The 16643-nt window shown below is 59.7% G+C and carries 18 protein-coding genes; all 18 read left to right on the forward strand.

Annotation, left to right across the window (positions count from 1 at the left end):
- Nucleotide 1 precedes the first annotated feature (1 nt).
- The 18 genes from KVH01_RS14055 (at nt 2) to KVH01_RS14140 (ending at nt 16565) form a co-directional block, all read left to right on the forward strand.
- Nucleotides 2-1216, forward strand: a complete 1215-nt coding sequence (locus KVH01_RS14055) for an IscS subfamily cysteine desulfurase (RefSeq protein ID WP_003194019.1) — start codon at nt 2-4, stop codon at nt 1214-1216.
- A 99-nt stretch (nt 1217-1315) separates the two neighbouring features.
- Entirely contained in the window at nt 1316-1702 is a 387-nt protein-coding gene (iscU, locus tag KVH01_RS14060; RefSeq protein ID WP_043046816.1) for a Fe-S cluster assembly scaffold IscU, read from the forward strand.
- A gap of 28 nt (nt 1703-1730) precedes the next feature.
- Entirely contained in the window at nt 1731-2054 is a 324-nt protein-coding gene (gene iscA, locus KVH01_RS14065) for an iron-sulfur cluster assembly protein IscA (protein ID WP_003209680.1), read from the forward strand.
- Nucleotides 2055-2062: 8 nt separating this feature from the next.
- On the forward strand, nt 2063-2584 hold the full coding sequence (hscB, locus tag KVH01_RS14070) for a co-chaperone HscB (RefSeq protein ID WP_043046817.1): 522 nt from the start codon (nt 2063-2065) through the stop codon (nt 2582-2584).
- A 51-nt stretch (nt 2585-2635) separates the two neighbouring features.
- Nucleotides 2636-4498, forward strand: coding sequence for a Fe-S protein assembly chaperone HscA (gene hscA / locus KVH01_RS14075; RefSeq protein ID WP_124401839.1), 1863 nt, complete (start codon nt 2636-2638; stop codon nt 4496-4498).
- A gap of 3 nt (nt 4499-4501) precedes the next feature.
- Complete coding sequence (gene fdx / locus KVH01_RS14080; protein WP_057013169.1) at nt 4502-4843, forward strand: ISC system 2Fe-2S type ferredoxin; 342 nt, start codon at nt 4502-4504, stop codon at nt 4841-4843.
- Between the two features lie 14 nt (nt 4844-4857).
- Nucleotides 4858-5058 carry a Fe-S cluster assembly protein IscX gene (iscX, locus tag KVH01_RS14085; RefSeq protein ID WP_217881840.1) on the forward strand — a complete coding sequence of 67 codons (201 nt, stop codon included), beginning with the start codon at nt 4858-4860 and terminating at the stop codon, nt 5056-5058.
- A gap of 92 nt (nt 5059-5150) precedes the next feature.
- On the forward strand, nt 5151-5576 hold the full coding sequence (gene ndk / locus KVH01_RS14090; RefSeq protein ID WP_003175956.1) for a nucleoside-diphosphate kinase: 426 nt from the start codon (nt 5151-5153) through the stop codon (nt 5574-5576).
- 29 nt (nt 5577-5605) lie between these two features.
- Nucleotides 5606-6754 carry a 23S rRNA (adenine(2503)-C(2))-methyltransferase RlmN gene (gene rlmN, locus KVH01_RS14095; protein ID WP_005791178.1) on the forward strand — a complete coding sequence of 383 codons (1149 nt, stop codon included), beginning with the start codon at nt 5606-5608 and terminating at the stop codon, nt 6752-6754.
- Between the two features lie 12 nt (nt 6755-6766).
- Nucleotides 6767-7525, forward strand: a complete 759-nt coding sequence (gene pilW, locus KVH01_RS14100) for a type IV pilus biogenesis/stability protein PilW (protein ID WP_217881841.1) — start codon at nt 6767-6769, stop codon at nt 7523-7525.
- Entirely contained in the window at nt 7525-8517 is a 993-nt protein-coding gene (locus KVH01_RS14105) for a RodZ domain-containing protein (protein ID WP_217881842.1), read from the forward strand. Before pilW ends, KVH01_RS14105 begins: the two co-directional genes overlap by 1 nt.
- 2 nt (nt 8518-8519) lie before the next feature.
- Entirely contained in the window at nt 8520-9629 is a 1110-nt protein-coding gene (gene ispG, locus KVH01_RS14110) for a flavodoxin-dependent (E)-4-hydroxy-3-methylbut-2-enyl-diphosphate synthase (RefSeq protein ID WP_034115889.1), read from the forward strand.
- A 23-nt stretch (nt 9630-9652) separates the two neighbouring features.
- Nucleotides 9653-10942 carry a histidine--tRNA ligase gene (hisS, locus tag KVH01_RS14115; RefSeq protein WP_044268091.1) on the forward strand — a complete coding sequence of 430 codons (1290 nt, stop codon included), beginning with the start codon at nt 9653-9655 and terminating at the stop codon, nt 10940-10942.
- 41 nt (nt 10943-10983) lie between these two features.
- A complete protein-coding gene (locus KVH01_RS14120) occupies nt 10984-11625 on the forward strand; it encodes a YfgM family protein (RefSeq protein ID WP_217881843.1) in 642 nt (213 codons plus the stop codon).
- The gene (gene bamB, locus KVH01_RS14125; protein WP_124421775.1) at nt 11618-12769 is read left to right on the forward strand and encodes an outer membrane protein assembly factor BamB; all 1152 of its coding nucleotides are present in this window, start codon (nt 11618-11620) and stop codon (nt 12767-12769) included. Before KVH01_RS14120 ends, bamB begins: the two co-directional genes overlap by 8 nt.
- A 263-nt stretch (nt 12770-13032) precedes the next feature.
- Nucleotides 13033-14502, forward strand: a complete 1470-nt coding sequence (gene der, locus KVH01_RS14130) for a ribosome biogenesis GTPase Der (protein ID WP_057703915.1) — start codon at nt 13033-13035, stop codon at nt 14500-14502.
- A gap of 135 nt (nt 14503-14637) precedes the next feature.
- Nucleotides 14638-15786, forward strand: a complete 1149-nt coding sequence (locus tag KVH01_RS14135; RefSeq protein ID WP_217881844.1) for a pyridoxal phosphate-dependent aminotransferase — start codon at nt 14638-14640, stop codon at nt 15784-15786.
- Complete coding sequence (locus KVH01_RS14140) at nt 15774-16565, forward strand: amidohydrolase (protein ID WP_217881845.1); 792 nt, start codon at nt 15774-15776, stop codon at nt 16563-16565. The genes KVH01_RS14135 and KVH01_RS14140 overlap by 13 nt, the downstream gene beginning before the upstream one ends.
- Nucleotides 16566-16643: the final 78 nt, after the last annotated feature.

Raw genomic sequence — 16643 nt, forward strand, 5'->3', positions numbered from 1 at the left:
CATGAAATTGCCGATTTACCTTGATTACTCAGCGACCACCCCGGTTGATCCGCGTGTCGCGCAAAAAATGAGCGAATGCCTGCTGGTCGACGGAAACTTCGGCAACCCGGCCTCCCGTTCCCACGTATTCGGCTGGAAGGCCGAGGAAGCGGTGGAGAACGCTCGTCGCCAGGTCGCAGACCTGGTCAATGCCGACCCGCGTGAAATCGTCTGGACCTCCGGTGCCACCGAGTCCGACAACCTGGCTATCAAGGGCGCGGCGCATTTCTACGCGACCAAGGGCAAGCACCTGATCACCACCAAGATTGAGCACAAGGCTGTCCTCGACACCATGCGCCAACTGGAGCGTGAAGGTTTCGAGGTCACCTACCTCGAGCCCACCACCGACGGTATCGTCACCCCGGCAATGATCGAAGCCGCGATGCGTGAAGACACCATCCTGGTTTCCGTGATCCACGTGAACAATGAAATCGGCACTATCAACGACATCGCGGCCATCGGCGAGCTGACCCGCTCCAAAGGTGTGTTGCTGCACGTCGATGCTGCCCAGTCCACCGGCAAGGTCGACATCGACCTGTCCAAGCTGAAAGTCGACCTGATGTCGTTCTCGGCCCACAAGACTTATGGCCCTAAAGGCATCGGCGCGCTGTACGTGAGCCGCAAACCGCGCGTGCGCATTGAAGCCACCATGCACGGCGGTGGTCACGAGCGCGGCATGCGTTCCGGTACCCTGGCGACCCACCAGATCGTCGGCATGGGCGAAGCGTTTCGCGTAGCCAAGGAAGACATGGCTGCCGAAAACGTACGCATCAAGGCGTTGAGCGACCGCTTCTACAAGCAGGTCGAGAACCTTGAAGAGCTGTACATCAACGGCAGCATGACCGCCCGTGTACCGCACAACCTGAATTTGAGCTTCAACTACGTCGAAGGCGAGTCGCTGATCATGGCGCTCAAGGACCTGGCCGTATCGTCCGGTTCGGCCTGCACCTCGGCGTCCCTTGAGCCTTCGTACGTACTGCGCGCCCTGGGCCGCAACGACGAACTGGCTCACAGCTCGATCCGCTTTACGTTCGGCCGCTTCACCACTGAAGAGCAAGTCGACTACGCCGCGCAGAAAGTCTGCGAAGCCGTCAACAAGCTGCGCGTTCTGTCGCCGCTGTGGGACATGTACAAAGACGGTGTCGACATTTCCAAGATCGAGTGGGCGGCACACTAACTATAGAAGCCGCCACCCAAGCTCTGTAGGAACGTGGCGGTAAACGCAGGCGTTTCTACAGGGTTCCAGAGCGGCCCTGATGAGTGAGGATTCAGTACCATGGCTTACAGCGAAAAGGTCATCGACCACTACGAAAACCCGCGCAACGTCGGCAAGATGGACGCGCAAGACCCTGATGTCGGCACCGGCATGGTCGGCGCTCCGGCGTGCGGCGATGTGATGCGCCTGCAGATCAAGGTCAACGAACAGGGCATTATCGAAGATGCCAAGTTCAAGACCTATGGCTGCGGTTCTGCCATCGCCTCCAGTTCCCTGGCGACCGAGTGGATGAAAGGCAAGTCCCTGGATGAGGCTGTCACCATCAGCAACACCCAGCTGGCCGAAGAACTGGCCCTGCCGCCAGTGAAAATCCACTGCTCGGTGCTTGCGGAAGACGCCATCAAGGCGGCTGTTCGCGACTACAAGCAGAAGAAAGGCTTGATCTAAGCATTTGGCGACGAGTAAGGAGTCAACGATGGCTATCAGCATGACAGAAGCGGCTGCGCAGCACATTCGCCGCTCCCTGAATGGGCGCGGTAAAGGTGAGGGGATTCGTCTGGGTGTTCGCACCACAGGCTGTTCCGGCCTTGCCTACGTGCTGGAGTTTGTCGACGAGGTGGTTGAAGAGGACCAGGTGTTCGAAAGTCACGGCGAGAAAGTGATCATCGACCCTAAGAGCCTGACCTACCTGGACGGCACCGAACTCGATTTCGTCAAGGAAGGGTTGAACGAAGGCTTCAAGTTCAACAACCCCAACGTGCGCGGTGAATGTGGCTGCGGCGAAAGCTTCAACATCTGAGGCTACTCGTGGGTACTCCTTGTCATTTCGCTTTATTCGAGCTGCAGCCGAGCTTTCGCCTGGACCTCGATCAGCTTGCCACGCGCTATCGAGAACTGGCGCGTGGCGTGCATCCGGACCGTTTTGCTGACGCTTCCGAGCGTGAACAACGCCAGGCCCTGGAGCAATCGGCCAGCCTCAACGAAGCCTATCAGACGCTCAAAAGTCCTGCGAAACGCGCGCGTTACCTGCTCGCGATGAACGGTGGTGAGTTGCCGTTGGAAGTCACGGTGCACGATCCGGACTTCCTGATGCAGCAGATGCAGTGGCGCGAAGAGCTCGAAGACTTGCAGGACGAAGCCGATGTGGCGGGCGTCGCGGTTTTCAAGCGCCGTCTGAAAACCGCCCAGGATGAGCTCAACGAAAGCTTCGCAGCCTGTTGGGATGATGCTGCGCAACGCGAACAGGCCGAACGCCTGATGCGGCGCATGCAGTTCCTCGACAAGCTCACCTACGAAGTGCGCCAGCTAGAAGAGCGCCTCGACGATTAACCCAGTGCTGCCCGTGATGCACGCCTGATAGACAGATAAGACCTGATTACCATGGCCCTACTGCAAATCGCCGAACCCGGCCAAAGCCCTCAACCGCACCAGCGTCGCCTGGCGGTCGGGATTGACTTGGGCACTACCAATTCCCTGGTCGCCGCCTTGCGCAGCGGCCTGTCTGAGCCGCTGCCCGACGCCGATGGCCAGGTGATCCTGCCGTCCGCCGTGCGTTACCACGCGGATCGTACCGAAGTCGGTGAATCGGCCAAGCTGGCCGCGTCCTCCGACCCTCTGAATACTGTTCTGTCGGTCAAGCGCTTGATGGGTCGTGGTCTGTCCGACGTCAAGCAATTGGGCGACCAGTTGCCCTATCGCTTTGTCGGCGGTGAATCCCATATGCCGTTCATCGACACCGTCCAAGGGCCTAAGAGCCCGGTGGAAGTGTCGGCCGATATCCTCAAGGTGCTGCGCCAGCGTGCGGAAACCACCTTGGGCGGCGAACTGGTCGGTGCGGTGATCACCGTTCCCGCGTATTTCGACGATGCGCAGCGCCAAGCTACAAAGGACGCGGCGAAGCTCGCCGGCCTGAACGTGCTGCGCCTGCTCAACGAGCCGACTGCCGCCGCGGTAGCCTATGGCTTGGATCAGCACGCTGAGGGCCTGGTTGCTATCTATGACCTGGGCGGCGGCACCTTTGATATTTCAATCCTGCGCCTGACCGGCGGCGTCTTTGAAGTGCTGGCCACCGGTGGCGACAGTGCCCTGGGCGGCGATGACTTTGACCATGCCATTGCAGGCTGGATTATCACCAGTGCCGGTTTGTCTGCCGACCTGGATCCAGGCGCGCAGCGTAATCTGCTGCAGACAGCCTGTGCCGCCAAGGAAGCACTGACTGACGCCGCTTCTGTTGAAGTCTCCTACGGTAGCTGGTCGGCGCAGCTGACCCGCGAAGCTTTTGATGCGCTGATCGAGCCGATGGTCGCTCGCAGCCTCAGGGCGTGTCGCCGTGCCGTGCGCGATTCCGGTGTCGAGCTGGAAGACGTGGCTGCGGTGGTCATGGTCGGCGGTTCCACCCGCGTACCGCGCGTGCGCGAGGCCGTGGCCGAAGCCTTCGGTCGCCAGCCGCTGACTGAAATCGACCCGGATCAAGTGGTCGCCATCGGCGCTGCGATCCAGGCCGATACCCTGGCTGGCAACAAGCGTGACGGTGGCGAACTGTTACTGCTCGACGTGATCCCGTTGTCCCTGGGGCTGGAAACCATGGGCGGCCTGATGGAGAAGGTGATTCCGCGCAATACCACCATCCCCGTTGCCCGCGCACAGGATTTCACCACCTACAAAGATGGCCAGACGGCCATGATGATTCATGTGCTGCAAGGCGAGCGCGAGCTGATCAGCGATTGCCGCTCCCTGGCGCGCTTCGAGTTACGCGGTATTCCGGCGATGGTGGCCGGTGCTGCGAAAATTCGCGTGACCTACCAGGTCGACGCCGATGGCCTGCTCAGCGTGGCTGCCCGCGAGCTGGGTTCGGGCGTCGAGGCCAGTATCCAGGTCAAGCCGTCCTACGGCCTGACCGACGGCGAAATCGCCAAGATGCTCAAGGACTCGTTCCAGTACGCCGGTGACGACAAAGTCGCCCGCGTATTACGCGAACAGCAAGTCGATGCCCAGCGCCTGCTCGAAGCGGTGCAGGGCGCCCTTGATGCTGATGGCGAGCGCCTGCTGGATGCCGAGGAACGCATGGTCATCGACCTGCAGATGCAGGAGTTGGCCGAACTGATGAAAGGCAACGATGGTTATGCCATCGAGCAGCAGACCAAGCGTTTGTCGCAGGTCACTGACGCCTTTGCCGCCCGCCGCATGGATCAGACGGTGAAAGCCGCACTGGCGGGACGCAACCTGAATGAAATCGAGGAATAACTGATGCCGCAGGTTACTTTTCTACCGCACGCCGAGCATTGCCCGGACGGCATGGTTGTGGAGGCTGAGACCGGCAAGTCCCTGCTCGACGTCGCCCATGACAATCACATCGAGATCGAAAGTGCCTGTGGCGGCGTGAATGCCTGCACCACTTGTCACTGCATCATTCGTAAAGGTTTCAATAGCCTCAACGAGGCCGATGACCTGGAAGAAGACTATCTTGATCGGGCGTGGGGCCTGGAGCCAACGTCGCGCCTGAGCTGTCAGGCGAAAGTCGGTACCGAAGATCTCACTGTCGAGATTCCGAAATATTCGCTCAACCATGCAGCCGAAGCGCCGCATTGATTCAAGGAAATGTCATGAGCCTGAAATGGGTTGATGTACAAGAAATCGCTATACAACTTGCCGAAGCTCATCCTGAGGTCAATCCTCTTACCGTGAACTTCGTCAAGCTGCGCAACCTCGTAATGGCGCTGCCGGATTTTGACGACCTCCCTGACCGGGGTGGCGAAAAGGTCCTGGAGGCGATCCAAGGCCTGTGGATCGAAGAAGCAGACTGAGCCGCCTTTTTACGCAGTTAGGCAATACCCAATAACCCGCGTATAATTCGCGGGTTTAATTTTTCGTAAATTACCGTTTCTGGAGTTACACCATGGCTGTTCAACGTACTTTCTCCATCATCAAGCCTGACGCTGTTGCAAAAAACGTCATTGGCGAGATCACCACTCGTTTCGAAAAAGCCGGCCTGAAGGTTGTAGCTTCGAAACTCAAGCAACTGTCCAAGGCTGAAGCTGAAGGCTTCTACGCTGAGCACAGCGCTCGTGGCTTCTTCGGCGACCTGGTTGCCTTCATGATCTCCGGTCCTGTTGTTGTCCAGGTACTGGAAGGCGAAAATGCTATCGCCCTGAACCGTGAACTGATGGGCGCTACCAACCCTAAAGAAGCTGCTGCCGGCACCATCCGTGCTGACTTCGCTGAATCCATCGACGCCAACGCTGTTCACGGCTCGGACTCCGAAGCCGCTGCTGCTCGCGAAATCTCGTACTTTTTCGCTGCTACTGAAGTAACCGCTCGCTAAGCATCGGCTTAAAGAGTGAGGGTGAATCCATGACTACATCGACTGTTAAAACCAACCTGCTGGGTCTGACTCAGCCGGAAATGGAGAAATTCTTCGACTCAATCGGGGAGAAGCGTTTCCGTGCCGGTCAGGTAATGAAGTGGATTCACCACTTTGGTGTCGACGATTTCGACGCCATGACGAACGTCAGCAAGGCCCTGCGCGACAAGCTCAAGGCCATTGCCGAAGTGCGTGGTCCCGAGGTTGTCAGCGAGGACATTTCCAGCGACGGCACCCGTAAATGGGTGGTGCGCGTGGCGTCCGGCAGCTGCGTCGAGACCGTGTACATTCCCCAGGGCAAACGCGGCACCTTGTGCGTTTCGTCCCAGGCAGGCTGTGCCCTGGATTGCAGTTTCTGCTCCACCGGCAAGCAAGGCTTCAATAGCAACCTCACTGCCGCCGAAGTCATCGGCCAGGTGTGGATTGCCAACAAATCCTTTGGCAGCGTCCCGGCGACCGTCGACCGTGCCATCACCAACGTGGTGATGATGGGCATGGGTGAGCCGCTGCTGAACTTCGACAACGTGATTGCGGCCATGCACCTGATGATGGACGACCTGGGCTACGGCATCTCCAAGCGCCGCGTGACCCTGTCGACCTCCGGCGTGGTCCCGATGATCGATGAGCTGGCCAAGCACATCGACGTCTCCCTGGCGTTGTCGCTGCATGCACCCAATGACGCATTGCGTAACCAATTGGTGCCGATCAACAAGAAGTATCCGCTTAAGATGCTGCTCGAATCTTGCCAGCGCTATATGGCGACCCTGGGCGAGAAGCGCGTGTTGACCATCGAGTACACCATGCTCAAGGACATCAACGACAAAGTCGAGCATGCGGTCGAGATGATCGAACTGCTCAAGAACACCCCGTGCAAGATCAACCTGATTCCGTTCAACCCGTTTCCACATTCTGGCTACGAGCGGCCGAGCAACAACGCGATCCGTCGTTTCCAGGATCAACTGCACCAGGCCGGCTACAACGTCACCGTGCGCACCACCCGTGGTGAAGACATCGACGCCGCCTGTGGTCAATTGGTAGGGCAGGTGATGGATCGCACCCGCCGCAGCGAACGTTATATCGCCGTGCGCGAACTTAACGCCGCTGAAGATTTGCCGCAAATTGCTGTGAATCGAATCTGAGAGAGGATCTCTATGCCCTTACGCCTTGCGCTGCTTTTACTGGTTACCGGCCTCGTTGCCGGTTGCGTTTCATCGGGCCATGTCAGCCCTTTGCAAACGGATAAAGGCCGTGATGAGGCGCGAGTTGCCTATGTGCAGCTGGGCTTGGGGTACCTGCGCCAAGGCATGAGCGAGCAGGCCAAGGTGCCGTTGAAAAAGGCCCTTGAGCTGGACAACGATGATGTCGACGCCAATGCCGCACTGGCCCTGGTATTCCAGGCCCAGGCCGAACCTGAACTGGCCGACCGCTATTTCCACAAGGCCCTGGCTTCACGCCCTGCCGACCCACGGCTGCTGAATAACTACGGCAGTTTCCTGTTCGAGCAGAAGCGTTATGACCTGGCGTCGCGTTATTTCCAGCAGGCTGCCACCGATACCCTCTACCCGGAGCGTTCGCGGGTGTTCGAGAACCTCGGTGTAGCCTCGATACGCCTCGGCCAGCGTGAAAATGCACGCCAGCACCTTGAAAAAGCCTTGCACCTGAACAGCCGCCAGCCACGGGCATTGCTCGAAATGGCTGAGTTGTCGTACGAAGACAGGCATTATGTGCCTGCACGAGACTATTACGAGCGTTTTAGCCTGCTCAGCGGGCAAAATGCACGTAGTCTATTGCTCGGTGTGCGCCTGGCGACGGTTCATGAAGAACACGACACGGCCGCACGTTTTGGCCAGCAACTCGAACGACTCTATCCCGGTACGCCGGAATATCAGCAATACCTGTCGGAGCAATGATGAAAGCCGCGCACCCGGAAGATGTAGCAGCTAATCGCGTAAACCCAGGCGACACCTTGCGTCAGGCCCGCGAAAGCAATGGTTGGACGCTGGCGGAAGTGGCCGTCAAGCTCAATTTGACCAGCACGTCCCTGGCCAACCTGGAAGCCGGCGCGTTCGACAAGCTGCCCGGGCATACGTTTGCCCGCGGCTATATCCGCGCCTATGCCAAATTGCTGGGGATCGACCAAACTGTGCTGGTGCAGGAATTCGACCAGTTCACCGGTACCGACTCCCAGGGCAGTAACGTCCATGGCCTGGGGCGAATCGAAGAACCAACACGGGTTTCCCATACGATTTTGCGGATTGTCAGCCTGTTACTGCTGATTGCGGTGATCGGCGGCGGTTTCGTCTGGTGGCAAGACCAGGCCTCCCAGCGCAGCAAAGACCTGACCAGCAATGCCATGGAGCACGTCGAAGTCGAAAGCGCCGACGGCACCACCCAGATTCATCCGCTGGATGAGCCGGAAGACCAGGCCGTTGCAGAAGGGCAAACCACGCCGCAAGTGCCGGCTACGGCTGAACAGCCTGTGCCAGAAACCGCCACGGTACCGGCTGCGACGCCTGCGGTACCGGCTCCAGCGACTCCGACAGCGCCTGTGGCCCAGGCCCCGGCCGCAGCGACGCCTGCCCCAACGACCCCGACCCCCGCGCCAGCCGCACCGACAGCGCCGGCGATGTCGCCTCCCACCACCCCTGCGTTGATCGCCGGTGATGGGCGCGTACAGATTACCTTCATCGCTGACTGCTGGACGCAGGTCACCGATGGCAACGGCAAAGTGCTGTTCAGCGGTTTGAAGCGTAAGGGAGATACGCTGGACCAGGGCGGCAAGCCTCCTTTGACGCTGCGTCTGGGCTTTGCCCGTGGCGCGCAAGTGGCCTACAACGGCCAGCCTGTAGACGTGGCGCCGTTCACCAGTGGCGAGACTGCTCGCCTCAAGTTGGGACAATAGTCATGCACGGCGAATCTCCAATCAAACGTCGCGTATCGCGCAAGATCTGGGTCGGCTCTGTGCCGGTGGGCGGCGATGCCCCCATTGCAGTGCAAAGCATGACCAACAGCGACACCAACGATGTGGCAGCTACCGTGGCCCAGATTAACCGTCTGGAAGCTGCCGGCGTCGATATCGTGCGGGTTTCCGTACCGGACATGGATGCCGCCGAGGCTTTCGGCCGCATCAAGCAGTTGGTCAAGGTGCCGCTGGTTGCCGACATTCACTTTGACTACAAGATCGCGTTGCGCGTCGCCGAGTTGGGCGTCGATTGCCTGCGTATCAACCCGGGTAACATCGGTCGCGAAGACCGTGTGCGTGCCGTGGTTGATGCTGCCCGTGATCGCGGTATCCCGATCCGCATCGGCGTCAACGCCGGTTCCCTGGAAAAAGACCTGCAGAAAAAATACGGCGAGCCGACGCCGGCGGCGCTCGTAGAGTCGGCATTGCGCCATGTTGAGCACCTTGAGCGCCTGAATTTCCAGGACTTCAAGGTCAGCGTAAAGGCCTCCGACGTGTTCATGGCCGTAGAAGCCTACCGCCTGCTGGCCAAGGAAATCGTACAGCCGTTGCACCTGGGTATCACCGAAGCGGGCGGTTTGCGCTCAGGCACAGTGAAATCTGCCGTGGGTCTCGGTATGCTGCTCGCCGAAGGGATTGGCGATACTATCCGCATCTCCCTGGCGGCAGACCCCGTAGAGGAAGTGAAGGTCGGCTACGACATTCTCAAATCCCTGCGTTTGCGTTCCCGTGGTATCAACTTCATTGCCTGCCCGAGCTGCTCGCGGCAGAACTTCGACGTGGTGAAGACCATGAACGATTTGGAGTTGCGCCTCGAAGACCTGCTGGTGCCGCTGGATGTGGCAGTGATCGGTTGTGTGGTCAATGGGCCGGGCGAAGCCAAGGAAGCCCATGTGGGCCTGACTGGCGGTACGCCGAACCTGATTTACATTGACGGCAAGCCGTCGCAGAAACTGACGAATGACAATCTGGTGGATCAGTTGGAAAAGCTGATCCGCGAGAAAGCGGCCGAGAAGGTCGCCGCTGACGCAGCGCTGATCGCTCGCGGCTGATTGAACGAATTTAAGGATTTGATGTGAGCAAGTCTCTGCAAGCCATTCGTGGCATGAACGACATCCTGCCGGAGCAGACGCCACTGTGGCGCTACTTCGAGAGCACGGTCGCGCGCCTGTTGGATAACTACGGTTACAAGCAGATCCGCATGCCGATCGTCGAGTTCACCGAGCTGTTCAAGCGCTCCATCGGTGAAGTGACCGACATCGTCGAAAAAGAGATGTACACCTTCGAAGACCGCAACGGCGACTCCCTGACCCTGCGTCCGGAAGGCACTGCCGCGTGCGTGCGCGCCGTACTTGAGCATGGCATCACCGGCGGTGGCCAGACCCAGAAGCTCTGGTACATCGGCCCGATGTTTCGCCACGAGCGCCCGCAGAAAGGTCGCTATCGACAGTTCCACCAGATCGGTTGCGAAGTCTTCAACCTTGACGGTCCGGACATCGATGCCGAGCTGATCGTGCTGACCTGGCGCCTGTGGGGCCAACTGGGCATCCGTGATGCGGTCAAGCTTGAACTCAACAGCCTGGGCACCAGCGAGTCCCGCGGGCGTTATCGCGAAGCCCTGGTCGAGTACCTGTCGGCGCACTTGGACAAATTGGACGAAGACAGCCAGCGCCGTCTGAAGACCAACCCGTTGCGCGTGCTGGACACCAAGAACGCCGATACCCAGGCCGTGCTGGTCGATGCGCCAAAGATGGCCGACTACCTGGACGACGAATCCCGCGTGCACTTCGAGGGCCTTAAGGCTCGCCTGGATGCCGCGGGTATTCCCTACGTGATCAACCCGAAGCTGGTGCGCGGCCTCGATTACTACAGCAAGACTGTGTTCGAGTGGGTCACCGACAAACTCGGCGCCCAGGGTACCGTGTGTGCCGGTGGTCGCTATGACGGCCTGGTCGAGCAAATGGGCGGCAAGCCGACCACCGGTGTAGGCTTTGCCATGGGCATCGAGCGGCTGATCCTGCTGCTTGAGACCCTCGAGCAGGTACCCGAAGAGATTTCCCGTCAGGTGGATGTGTACCTGTGCGCCTTTGGCGAGGCCGCCGAACTGGCTGCCCTGGCCTTGAGCGAAAAAGTGCGCGACCAACTGCCGAACCTGCGGCTGCAGATCAATGCCGGCGCCGGTAGCTTCAAGAGCCAGTTCAAGAAGGCCGACAAGAGCGGTGCGCTGTATGCACTGATCCTCGGCGATGACGAGTTGGCCCAGCAGGTGATAGGTTTCAAACCCCTGCGTGGCCAGGGCGAACAACAGAACATTGCCTTTGATGCGCTCGCTGCGCACTTGGCCACCTGCGTCGTGCAGGGTTGAAGCTGTCGAACAGCCGAATTTAGCGATTAAGGAGTATTGGGGTGTCGAGTACTGATGATGAGCAACTGGCCGAGTTCAAGGACTGGTGGCAGCGTAACGGCAAGCCCCTGGTCACTGGCGGCCTGCTGGCGTTAGTGGTGGTGTTCGGCTGGCAAGCCTGGACCAAGTATCAGACCAACCAGTCTCAGGGCGCCTCGATCGTTTATCAGCAATTGCTGGAAACTACCCTGACGCCGGACGGCAAGCCTGACCCCGCGCAGGTTGCAGACCTGGCCGGCAAGCTGAAGAACGAATTCGGCGGCAGCACTTACGCCCAGTACGGTAGCCTGTTCGTCGCGAAAGTCGCGGTCGACACCGGCAAGCTGGATGACGCCGCCACCGAACTGAAGGCCATTGCCGACAAGCCGACCAACCCGACCCTGGGTGAAATCGCACGTCAGCGCCTGGCGCAGGTATTGGCGGCACAGAACAAGGCTGACGAAGCACTCAAACTGCTCGACGGCGATGCTGACAAGGCATTCGTGGCCACTCGCGAAGAGCTCAAGGGGGACCTGTTGGTCCAATTGGGTCGTACCGACGAAGCCCATGCTGCGTACCAAAAAGCCAAGGCGGCGCTGTCTGATGAAGCGGCGGTCGGTGGCTTACAAATCAAGCTCGACGACTTGGCCAAAGGGGATGCGTGACGTGATCCGTTGGAAACATGCAGCATTGCTGGCTCTGGCCGTTTTGGCCGCGGGTTGCAGCAGCAACAGCAAAAAAGAACTGCCGCCTGCCGAGCTGACCAGCTTCAAGGAAGAAGTGGTCCTGCAAAAGCAATGGAGCCGCTCCATCGGTGATGGTCAGGGCGACCTCTACAACCTGTTGCAGCCGGCCATCGACGGCGACAACATCGTCGCCACCGACTCCACCGGCGTCGTCATTGCCATGGATCGTATGAATGGCGATGTGAAGTGGAAAAAAGACCTCGAACTGCCGGTTTCCGGTGGTGTGGGCGTCGGCTACGGCATGGTGCTGATCGGCACGCTCAAAGGTGATGTGGTCGCACTCGACTCCAGCACCGGCGAAGAGAAATGGCGCGCTCGCGTGACCAGTGAAGTGCTCTCGGCACCTGCGACCAACGGCGATATCGTCGTGGTACAAACCCAGGATGATCGCGTGATCGGCCTGGAGGCGTCCACCGGCGACCAGCGCTGGTTGTACGACAGTACCCCGGCGGTGTTGACCCTGCGCGGTACCAGTGGTCCGATTGTGACCAACAACCTCGCCGTTGCCGGCCTGTCGACCGGTAAAGTGGTCGCCCTGAATACCCAGAACGGCGTGCCGGCCTGGGAAACCCGTGTGGCTATCCCGCAAGGTCGTTCCGAGCTGGATCGCGTCGTGGACATCGACGGTGGCTTGCTGCTGTCGGGTGAAACCCTTTACGTCGCCACCTACCAGGGCCGTGTTGCCGCGCTGGACCTGCAAAGCGGTCGCGTCAATTGGCAGCGTGATGCCTCCAGCTACGCAGGTGTCGCCCAAGGGTTTGGCAGCGTCTATGTGAGCCTGGCCTCCGGCACCGTTGAGAGCGTCGACGAGCGTTCCACCACTGCACTGTGGAGCAATGATTCGCTGGCGCGCCGTCAACTGTCGGCACCGGAAGTCTTCTCCAGCTACGTGGCGGTAGGTGACTTTGAAGGTTACCTGCATCTGCTAAGCCAGGTGGACGGTCGCTTTGTAGGTCGCCAGCGTATCGACAGCGACGGCCTGCGTGCGCGTCCGCTGGTGGTAGGTAACATGCTTTATGTGTATGGCAACGGCGGCACGCTGGAAGCCCTGACCATCAAGTAAAGGTTTGACTATGCTTGGGGTAACCCCCAGGCGGCCCTGTTTCAATGCCTGTTGCTGTAGGAGCAAGCTTGCTTGCGAAGGACGTCAACGATAACGCGGGTTTTTTGGATAGACGCGTCGTCCTTGGGTTTTTCGCGAGCAAGCTCACTCCTACAGTGGTGGTGCCAGAGCAGGGCATGTGGCATTTCAAATGCCGCCCCGAGCACCAGCCGCTGCCCTGCAGCGGCTTTTGTATTTTCTGAAATAACGAAGTGGAGAGCCGCATGGTTCCCGTAATCGCCCTGGTGGGCCGACCTAACGTCGGCAAGTCCACCTTGTTCAACCGCCTGACCAGGACTCGCGACGCCATCGTTGGCGACTTGTCCGGTCTGACCCGTGATCGCCAATACGGTGAGGCAAAGTGGCAAGGGCGCTCCTACATTATTGTCGACACCGGTGGCATCTCCGGTGACGAGCATGGCATGGACGAAAAGATGGCCGAGCAGTCGCTGCTGGCCATTGAAGAAGCCGATGTCGTGTTGTTCCTGGTCGACGCCCGCGCGGGCTACACCGCTGCCGACCAGATGATTGGCGAGCACCTGCGCAAGCGCAACAAGCGTTCCTATCTGGTCGCCAACAAGATCGACAACATCGATCCTGAGGCGGCCCGTGCCGAATTCAGCCCGATGGGCCTGGGCGACGCGATCCCTGTCGCCGGTGCCCACGGTCGCGGTATCACCCAGATGCTGGAAATCGCCCTGCGCGACTTCCCCAAGGATGATGTCGATGAAGAAGAGGGCGAGGAAGAGATCGTCGCCGAAGGTGAGGAAGCCAAGCGCATTCCTGGCCCGAGCGAAAAAGACGGTATCAAGATCGCCATCATCGGTCGCCCGAACGTCGGCAAGTCGACGCTGGTCAACCGCATGCTCGGTGAAGACCGCGTGATCGTCTACGACCAGCCTGGCACCACCCGCGACAGTATCTACATCCCGTTCGAGCGTAACGACGAGAAGTACACGCTGATCGACACCGCCGGTGTGCGCAAGCGCGGCAAGATCCACGAAGAAGTTGAAAAGTTCTCCGTGGTCAAGACGCTGCAGGCGATCAAAGACGCCAACGTGGTGATCTTCGTGATGGATGCCCGCGAAGGCGTGGTAGACCACGATCTCAACCTGCTGGGCTTTGCCCTGGAAGCCGGCCGGGCCTTGGTGATCGCGATCAACAAGTGGGACGGCATGACGCCGAGCGAGCGCGATTTCGTCAAGATCGAGCTGCAGCGTCGGTTGTTCTTCGTTGAGTTTGCCGATATCCACTTTATCTCGGCACTGCACGGTACCGGCGTGGGCAACCTCTACGCCTCCGTACAGAACTCGTTCAAGTCTGCGGTCACCCGCTGGCCGACCAACCGCCTGACCCAGATCCTCGAAGACGCCGTGGGCGAGCACGCCCCGCCGATGGTCAACAACCGTCGGATCAAGCTGCGTTACGCCCACTTGGGTGGTGCCAACCCGCCGATTATCGTGATCCACGGTAACCAGATCGAGAAAGTGCCCAAGTCCTACGTGCGTTACCTGGAAAACACCTACCGCCGTGTCTTGAAACTGGTCGGTACGCCGATCCGTATCGAGTTCAAGGGTGGCGAGAACCCATACGAAGGCAACAAGAACACGCTGACCGACCGTCAGGTGAACAAGAAGCGTCGTTTGATGACTCACCACAAGAAGGCCGACAAGAAGCGCCGCGACAAGAAATAACGGCAGCTTTGAGTGGTAAGCGACAAGCTGCAAGAGAGGGCTCCTTTGGAGCCCTTTTTTTATGCGCGCCCGTTTCTGCCTTGACCCGATGCAATTGGCAGCTTAAAACTTGGGGCTCACCTGCAGGGGCCTCCGATGATCACCAGCAAGCTGCCGAACGTCGGCACGACCATTTTCACCACCATGTCGCAACTCGCGGCTGAAACCGGCGCGCTCAACCTGTCCCAGGGTTTCCCGGATTTCAATGGCCCGCAAGGTTTGCTCGATGGAGTGGGCAGGCATATCGCCCTGGGTCATAACCAATACGCGCCGATGACGGGCCTGCCGGTGCTGCGTCAACAAGTGGCGGCCAAGGTCGCCCGCAGCTATGGCGCCACAGTCAATGCCGACAGCGAGGTGACCATCACCCCTGGCGCCACCGAGGCTATCTTCTGCGCGATCCAGGCGGTGATTCGCAATGGCGATGAAGTCATCGTGTTCGACCCCTGCTACGACAGCTATGAGCCCTCGGTGGAGCTGGCCGGTGGTCGTTGCGTGCACGTGCAACTGAGCCTGGACGGCTTTGCCCTCGATTTCGAGAAGCTCAAGGCGGCGCTGTCACCGCGCACCCGCATGATCATCATCAACTCGCCCCATAACCCGACTGGCGCACTGATCAGCCGTGCCGAGCTGGACCAATTGGCCGAACTGATCCGCGACCGCGATATCTACCTGGTCAGCGATGAGGTCTACGAACACCTGGCGTTCGACGGTGTGCCCCATGTCAGCGTATTGTCCCACCAAGAGCTGTATCAGCGTGCGTTCGTGATCAGCTCCTTCGGCAAGACCTATCACGTAACCGGCTGGAAAACCGGCTACGTGGTCGCTCCCCCGGCCCTCAGCGCCGAACTGCGCAAGGTGCATCAATATGTCAACTTCTGCGGCGTGACCCCTTTGCAGTACGCTTTGGCAGACTTCATGGCCGAGCACCCGGAGCACGTTGAAGAACTGCCGGCTTTTTACCAAGCCAAGCGCGACCTGTTCTGCGACCTGCTGGAGCCGTCGCGCTTCAGCTTTACCCGGGTGGCCGGCACTTACTTCCAACTGGTGGATTACTCGCAGATACGGCCAGACCTGGATGACGTTGCCATGTCGCAGTGGATGACCCGCGAACACGGCGTTGCAACCATTCCGGTCTCGGTGTTCTACCAGCACCCACCCCAAGGCCAGCGCCTGGTGCGCTTGTGCTTTGCCAAACGCGAGGAGACGCTGCAACAGGCGGCGGAAAAACTATGCGTGATCTGAGTGCACTACCGAACCTCAACATCGCCCTGATCCAGACCAGCCTGGTATGGCATGACCGCCAGGCCAACCTCGAGCATTTTCAACTGCTGCTGGAGCAAGCCAATGGCGCCGACTTGATCGTGCTGCCGGAAATGTTCACCACCGGTTTCTCCATGGAGTCGGCCGCCCTGGCCGAGCCGGAAAACGGCCCGACCCATCATTGGCTCCAGGCGCAGGCTGCCAGGTACAACGCGGTGATCACCGGTAGCGTGATTATCCAGGCCGCCGATGGCAGCCATCGCAACCGCTTGCTGTGGGCCAGGCCGGATGGCGAGGTGCTGCATTACGACAAGCGCCACCTGTTCCGCATGGCCGGCGAACACGATCACTACACCCCTGGCGAGCGCCAGGTACAGTTTGAGTTGAAGGGCTGGCGTATTCGTCCGCTGATCTGCTACGACCTGCGCTTCCCGGTGTGGAGCCGGGATGCCCAGGACACTGACCTGCTGCTGTACACCGCCAATTGGCCCGGTGCGCGGCGTCAACACTGGAACCGGTTGTTACCGGCGCGGGCGATTGAAAACCTGTGCTATGTGGCGGCGGTGAATCGGGTGGGCACGGACGGCAAAGGCTTTGCCTATACAGGTGACAGCCAAGTGCTGGATTTCCAGGGTGAAACCTTGCTCAGTGCAGGGGAGGCGGACGGGGTGTTCCAGGTGATCCTGGATGCGGCCGAGTTGTCTGCTTATCGCACCCGGTTCCCGGCGAATCAGGATGCCGATAGCTTTCAGTTTGTCTGATAGACCGCTATCGGGAGCAGGCCCCCTCCCACTTTGATTTGCGAATACATTCAAATGTGGGAGGGGGCTTGCTCCCGA

The sequence above is a fragment of the Pseudomonas khavaziana genome (genome assembly GCF_019145205.1).
In the GTDB taxonomy this organism is placed as follows: domain Bacteria; phylum Pseudomonadota; class Gammaproteobacteria; order Pseudomonadales; family Pseudomonadaceae; genus Aquipseudomonas; species Aquipseudomonas khavaziana.

What these genes read in the sequence shown, in the direction of transcription:
- KVH01_RS14055 (WP_003194019.1), top strand. Translation starts at nt 2, where the DNA reads ATGAAATTGCCGATTTACCTTGATTACTCAGCGACCACCCCGGTTGAT.
- iscU (WP_043046816.1), top strand. Translation starts at nt 1,316, where the DNA reads ATGGCTTACAGCGAAAAGGTCATCGACCACTACGAAAACCCGCGCAAC.
- iscA (WP_003209680.1), top strand. Translation starts at nt 1,731, where the DNA reads ATGGCTATCAGCATGACAGAAGCGGCTGCGCAGCACATTCGCCGCTCC.
- hscA (WP_124401839.1), top strand. Translation starts at nt 2,636, where the DNA reads ATGGCCCTACTGCAAATCGCCGAACCCGGCCAAAGCCCTCAACCGCAC.
- fdx (WP_057013169.1), top strand. Translation starts at nt 4,502, where the DNA reads ATGCCGCAGGTTACTTTTCTACCGCACGCCGAGCATTGCCCGGACGGC.
- iscX (WP_217881840.1), top strand. Translation starts at nt 4,858, where the DNA reads ATGAGCCTGAAATGGGTTGATGTACAAGAAATCGCTATACAACTTGCC.
- ndk (WP_003175956.1), top strand. Translation starts at nt 5,151, where the DNA reads ATGGCTGTTCAACGTACTTTCTCCATCATCAAGCCTGACGCTGTTGCA.
- rlmN (WP_005791178.1), top strand. Translation starts at nt 5,606, where the DNA reads ATGACTACATCGACTGTTAAAACCAACCTGCTGGGTCTGACTCAGCCG.
- pilW (WP_217881841.1), top strand. Translation starts at nt 6,767, where the DNA reads ATGCCCTTACGCCTTGCGCTGCTTTTACTGGTTACCGGCCTCGTTGCC.
- KVH01_RS14105 (WP_217881842.1), top strand. Translation starts at nt 7,525, where the DNA reads ATGAAAGCCGCGCACCCGGAAGATGTAGCAGCTAATCGCGTAAACCCA.
- ispG (WP_034115889.1), top strand. Translation starts at nt 8,520, where the DNA reads ATGCACGGCGAATCTCCAATCAAACGTCGCGTATCGCGCAAGATCTGG.
- bamB (WP_124421775.1), top strand. Translation starts at nt 11,618, where the DNA reads ATGCGTGACGTGATCCGTTGGAAACATGCAGCATTGCTGGCTCTGGCC.
- der (WP_057703915.1), top strand. Translation starts at nt 13,033, where the DNA reads ATGGTTCCCGTAATCGCCCTGGTGGGCCGACCTAACGTCGGCAAGTCC.
- KVH01_RS14135 (WP_217881844.1), top strand. Translation starts at nt 14,638, where the DNA reads ATGATCACCAGCAAGCTGCCGAACGTCGGCACGACCATTTTCACCACC.
- KVH01_RS14140 (WP_217881845.1), top strand. Translation starts at nt 15,774, where the DNA reads ATGCGTGATCTGAGTGCACTACCGAACCTCAACATCGCCCTGATCCAG.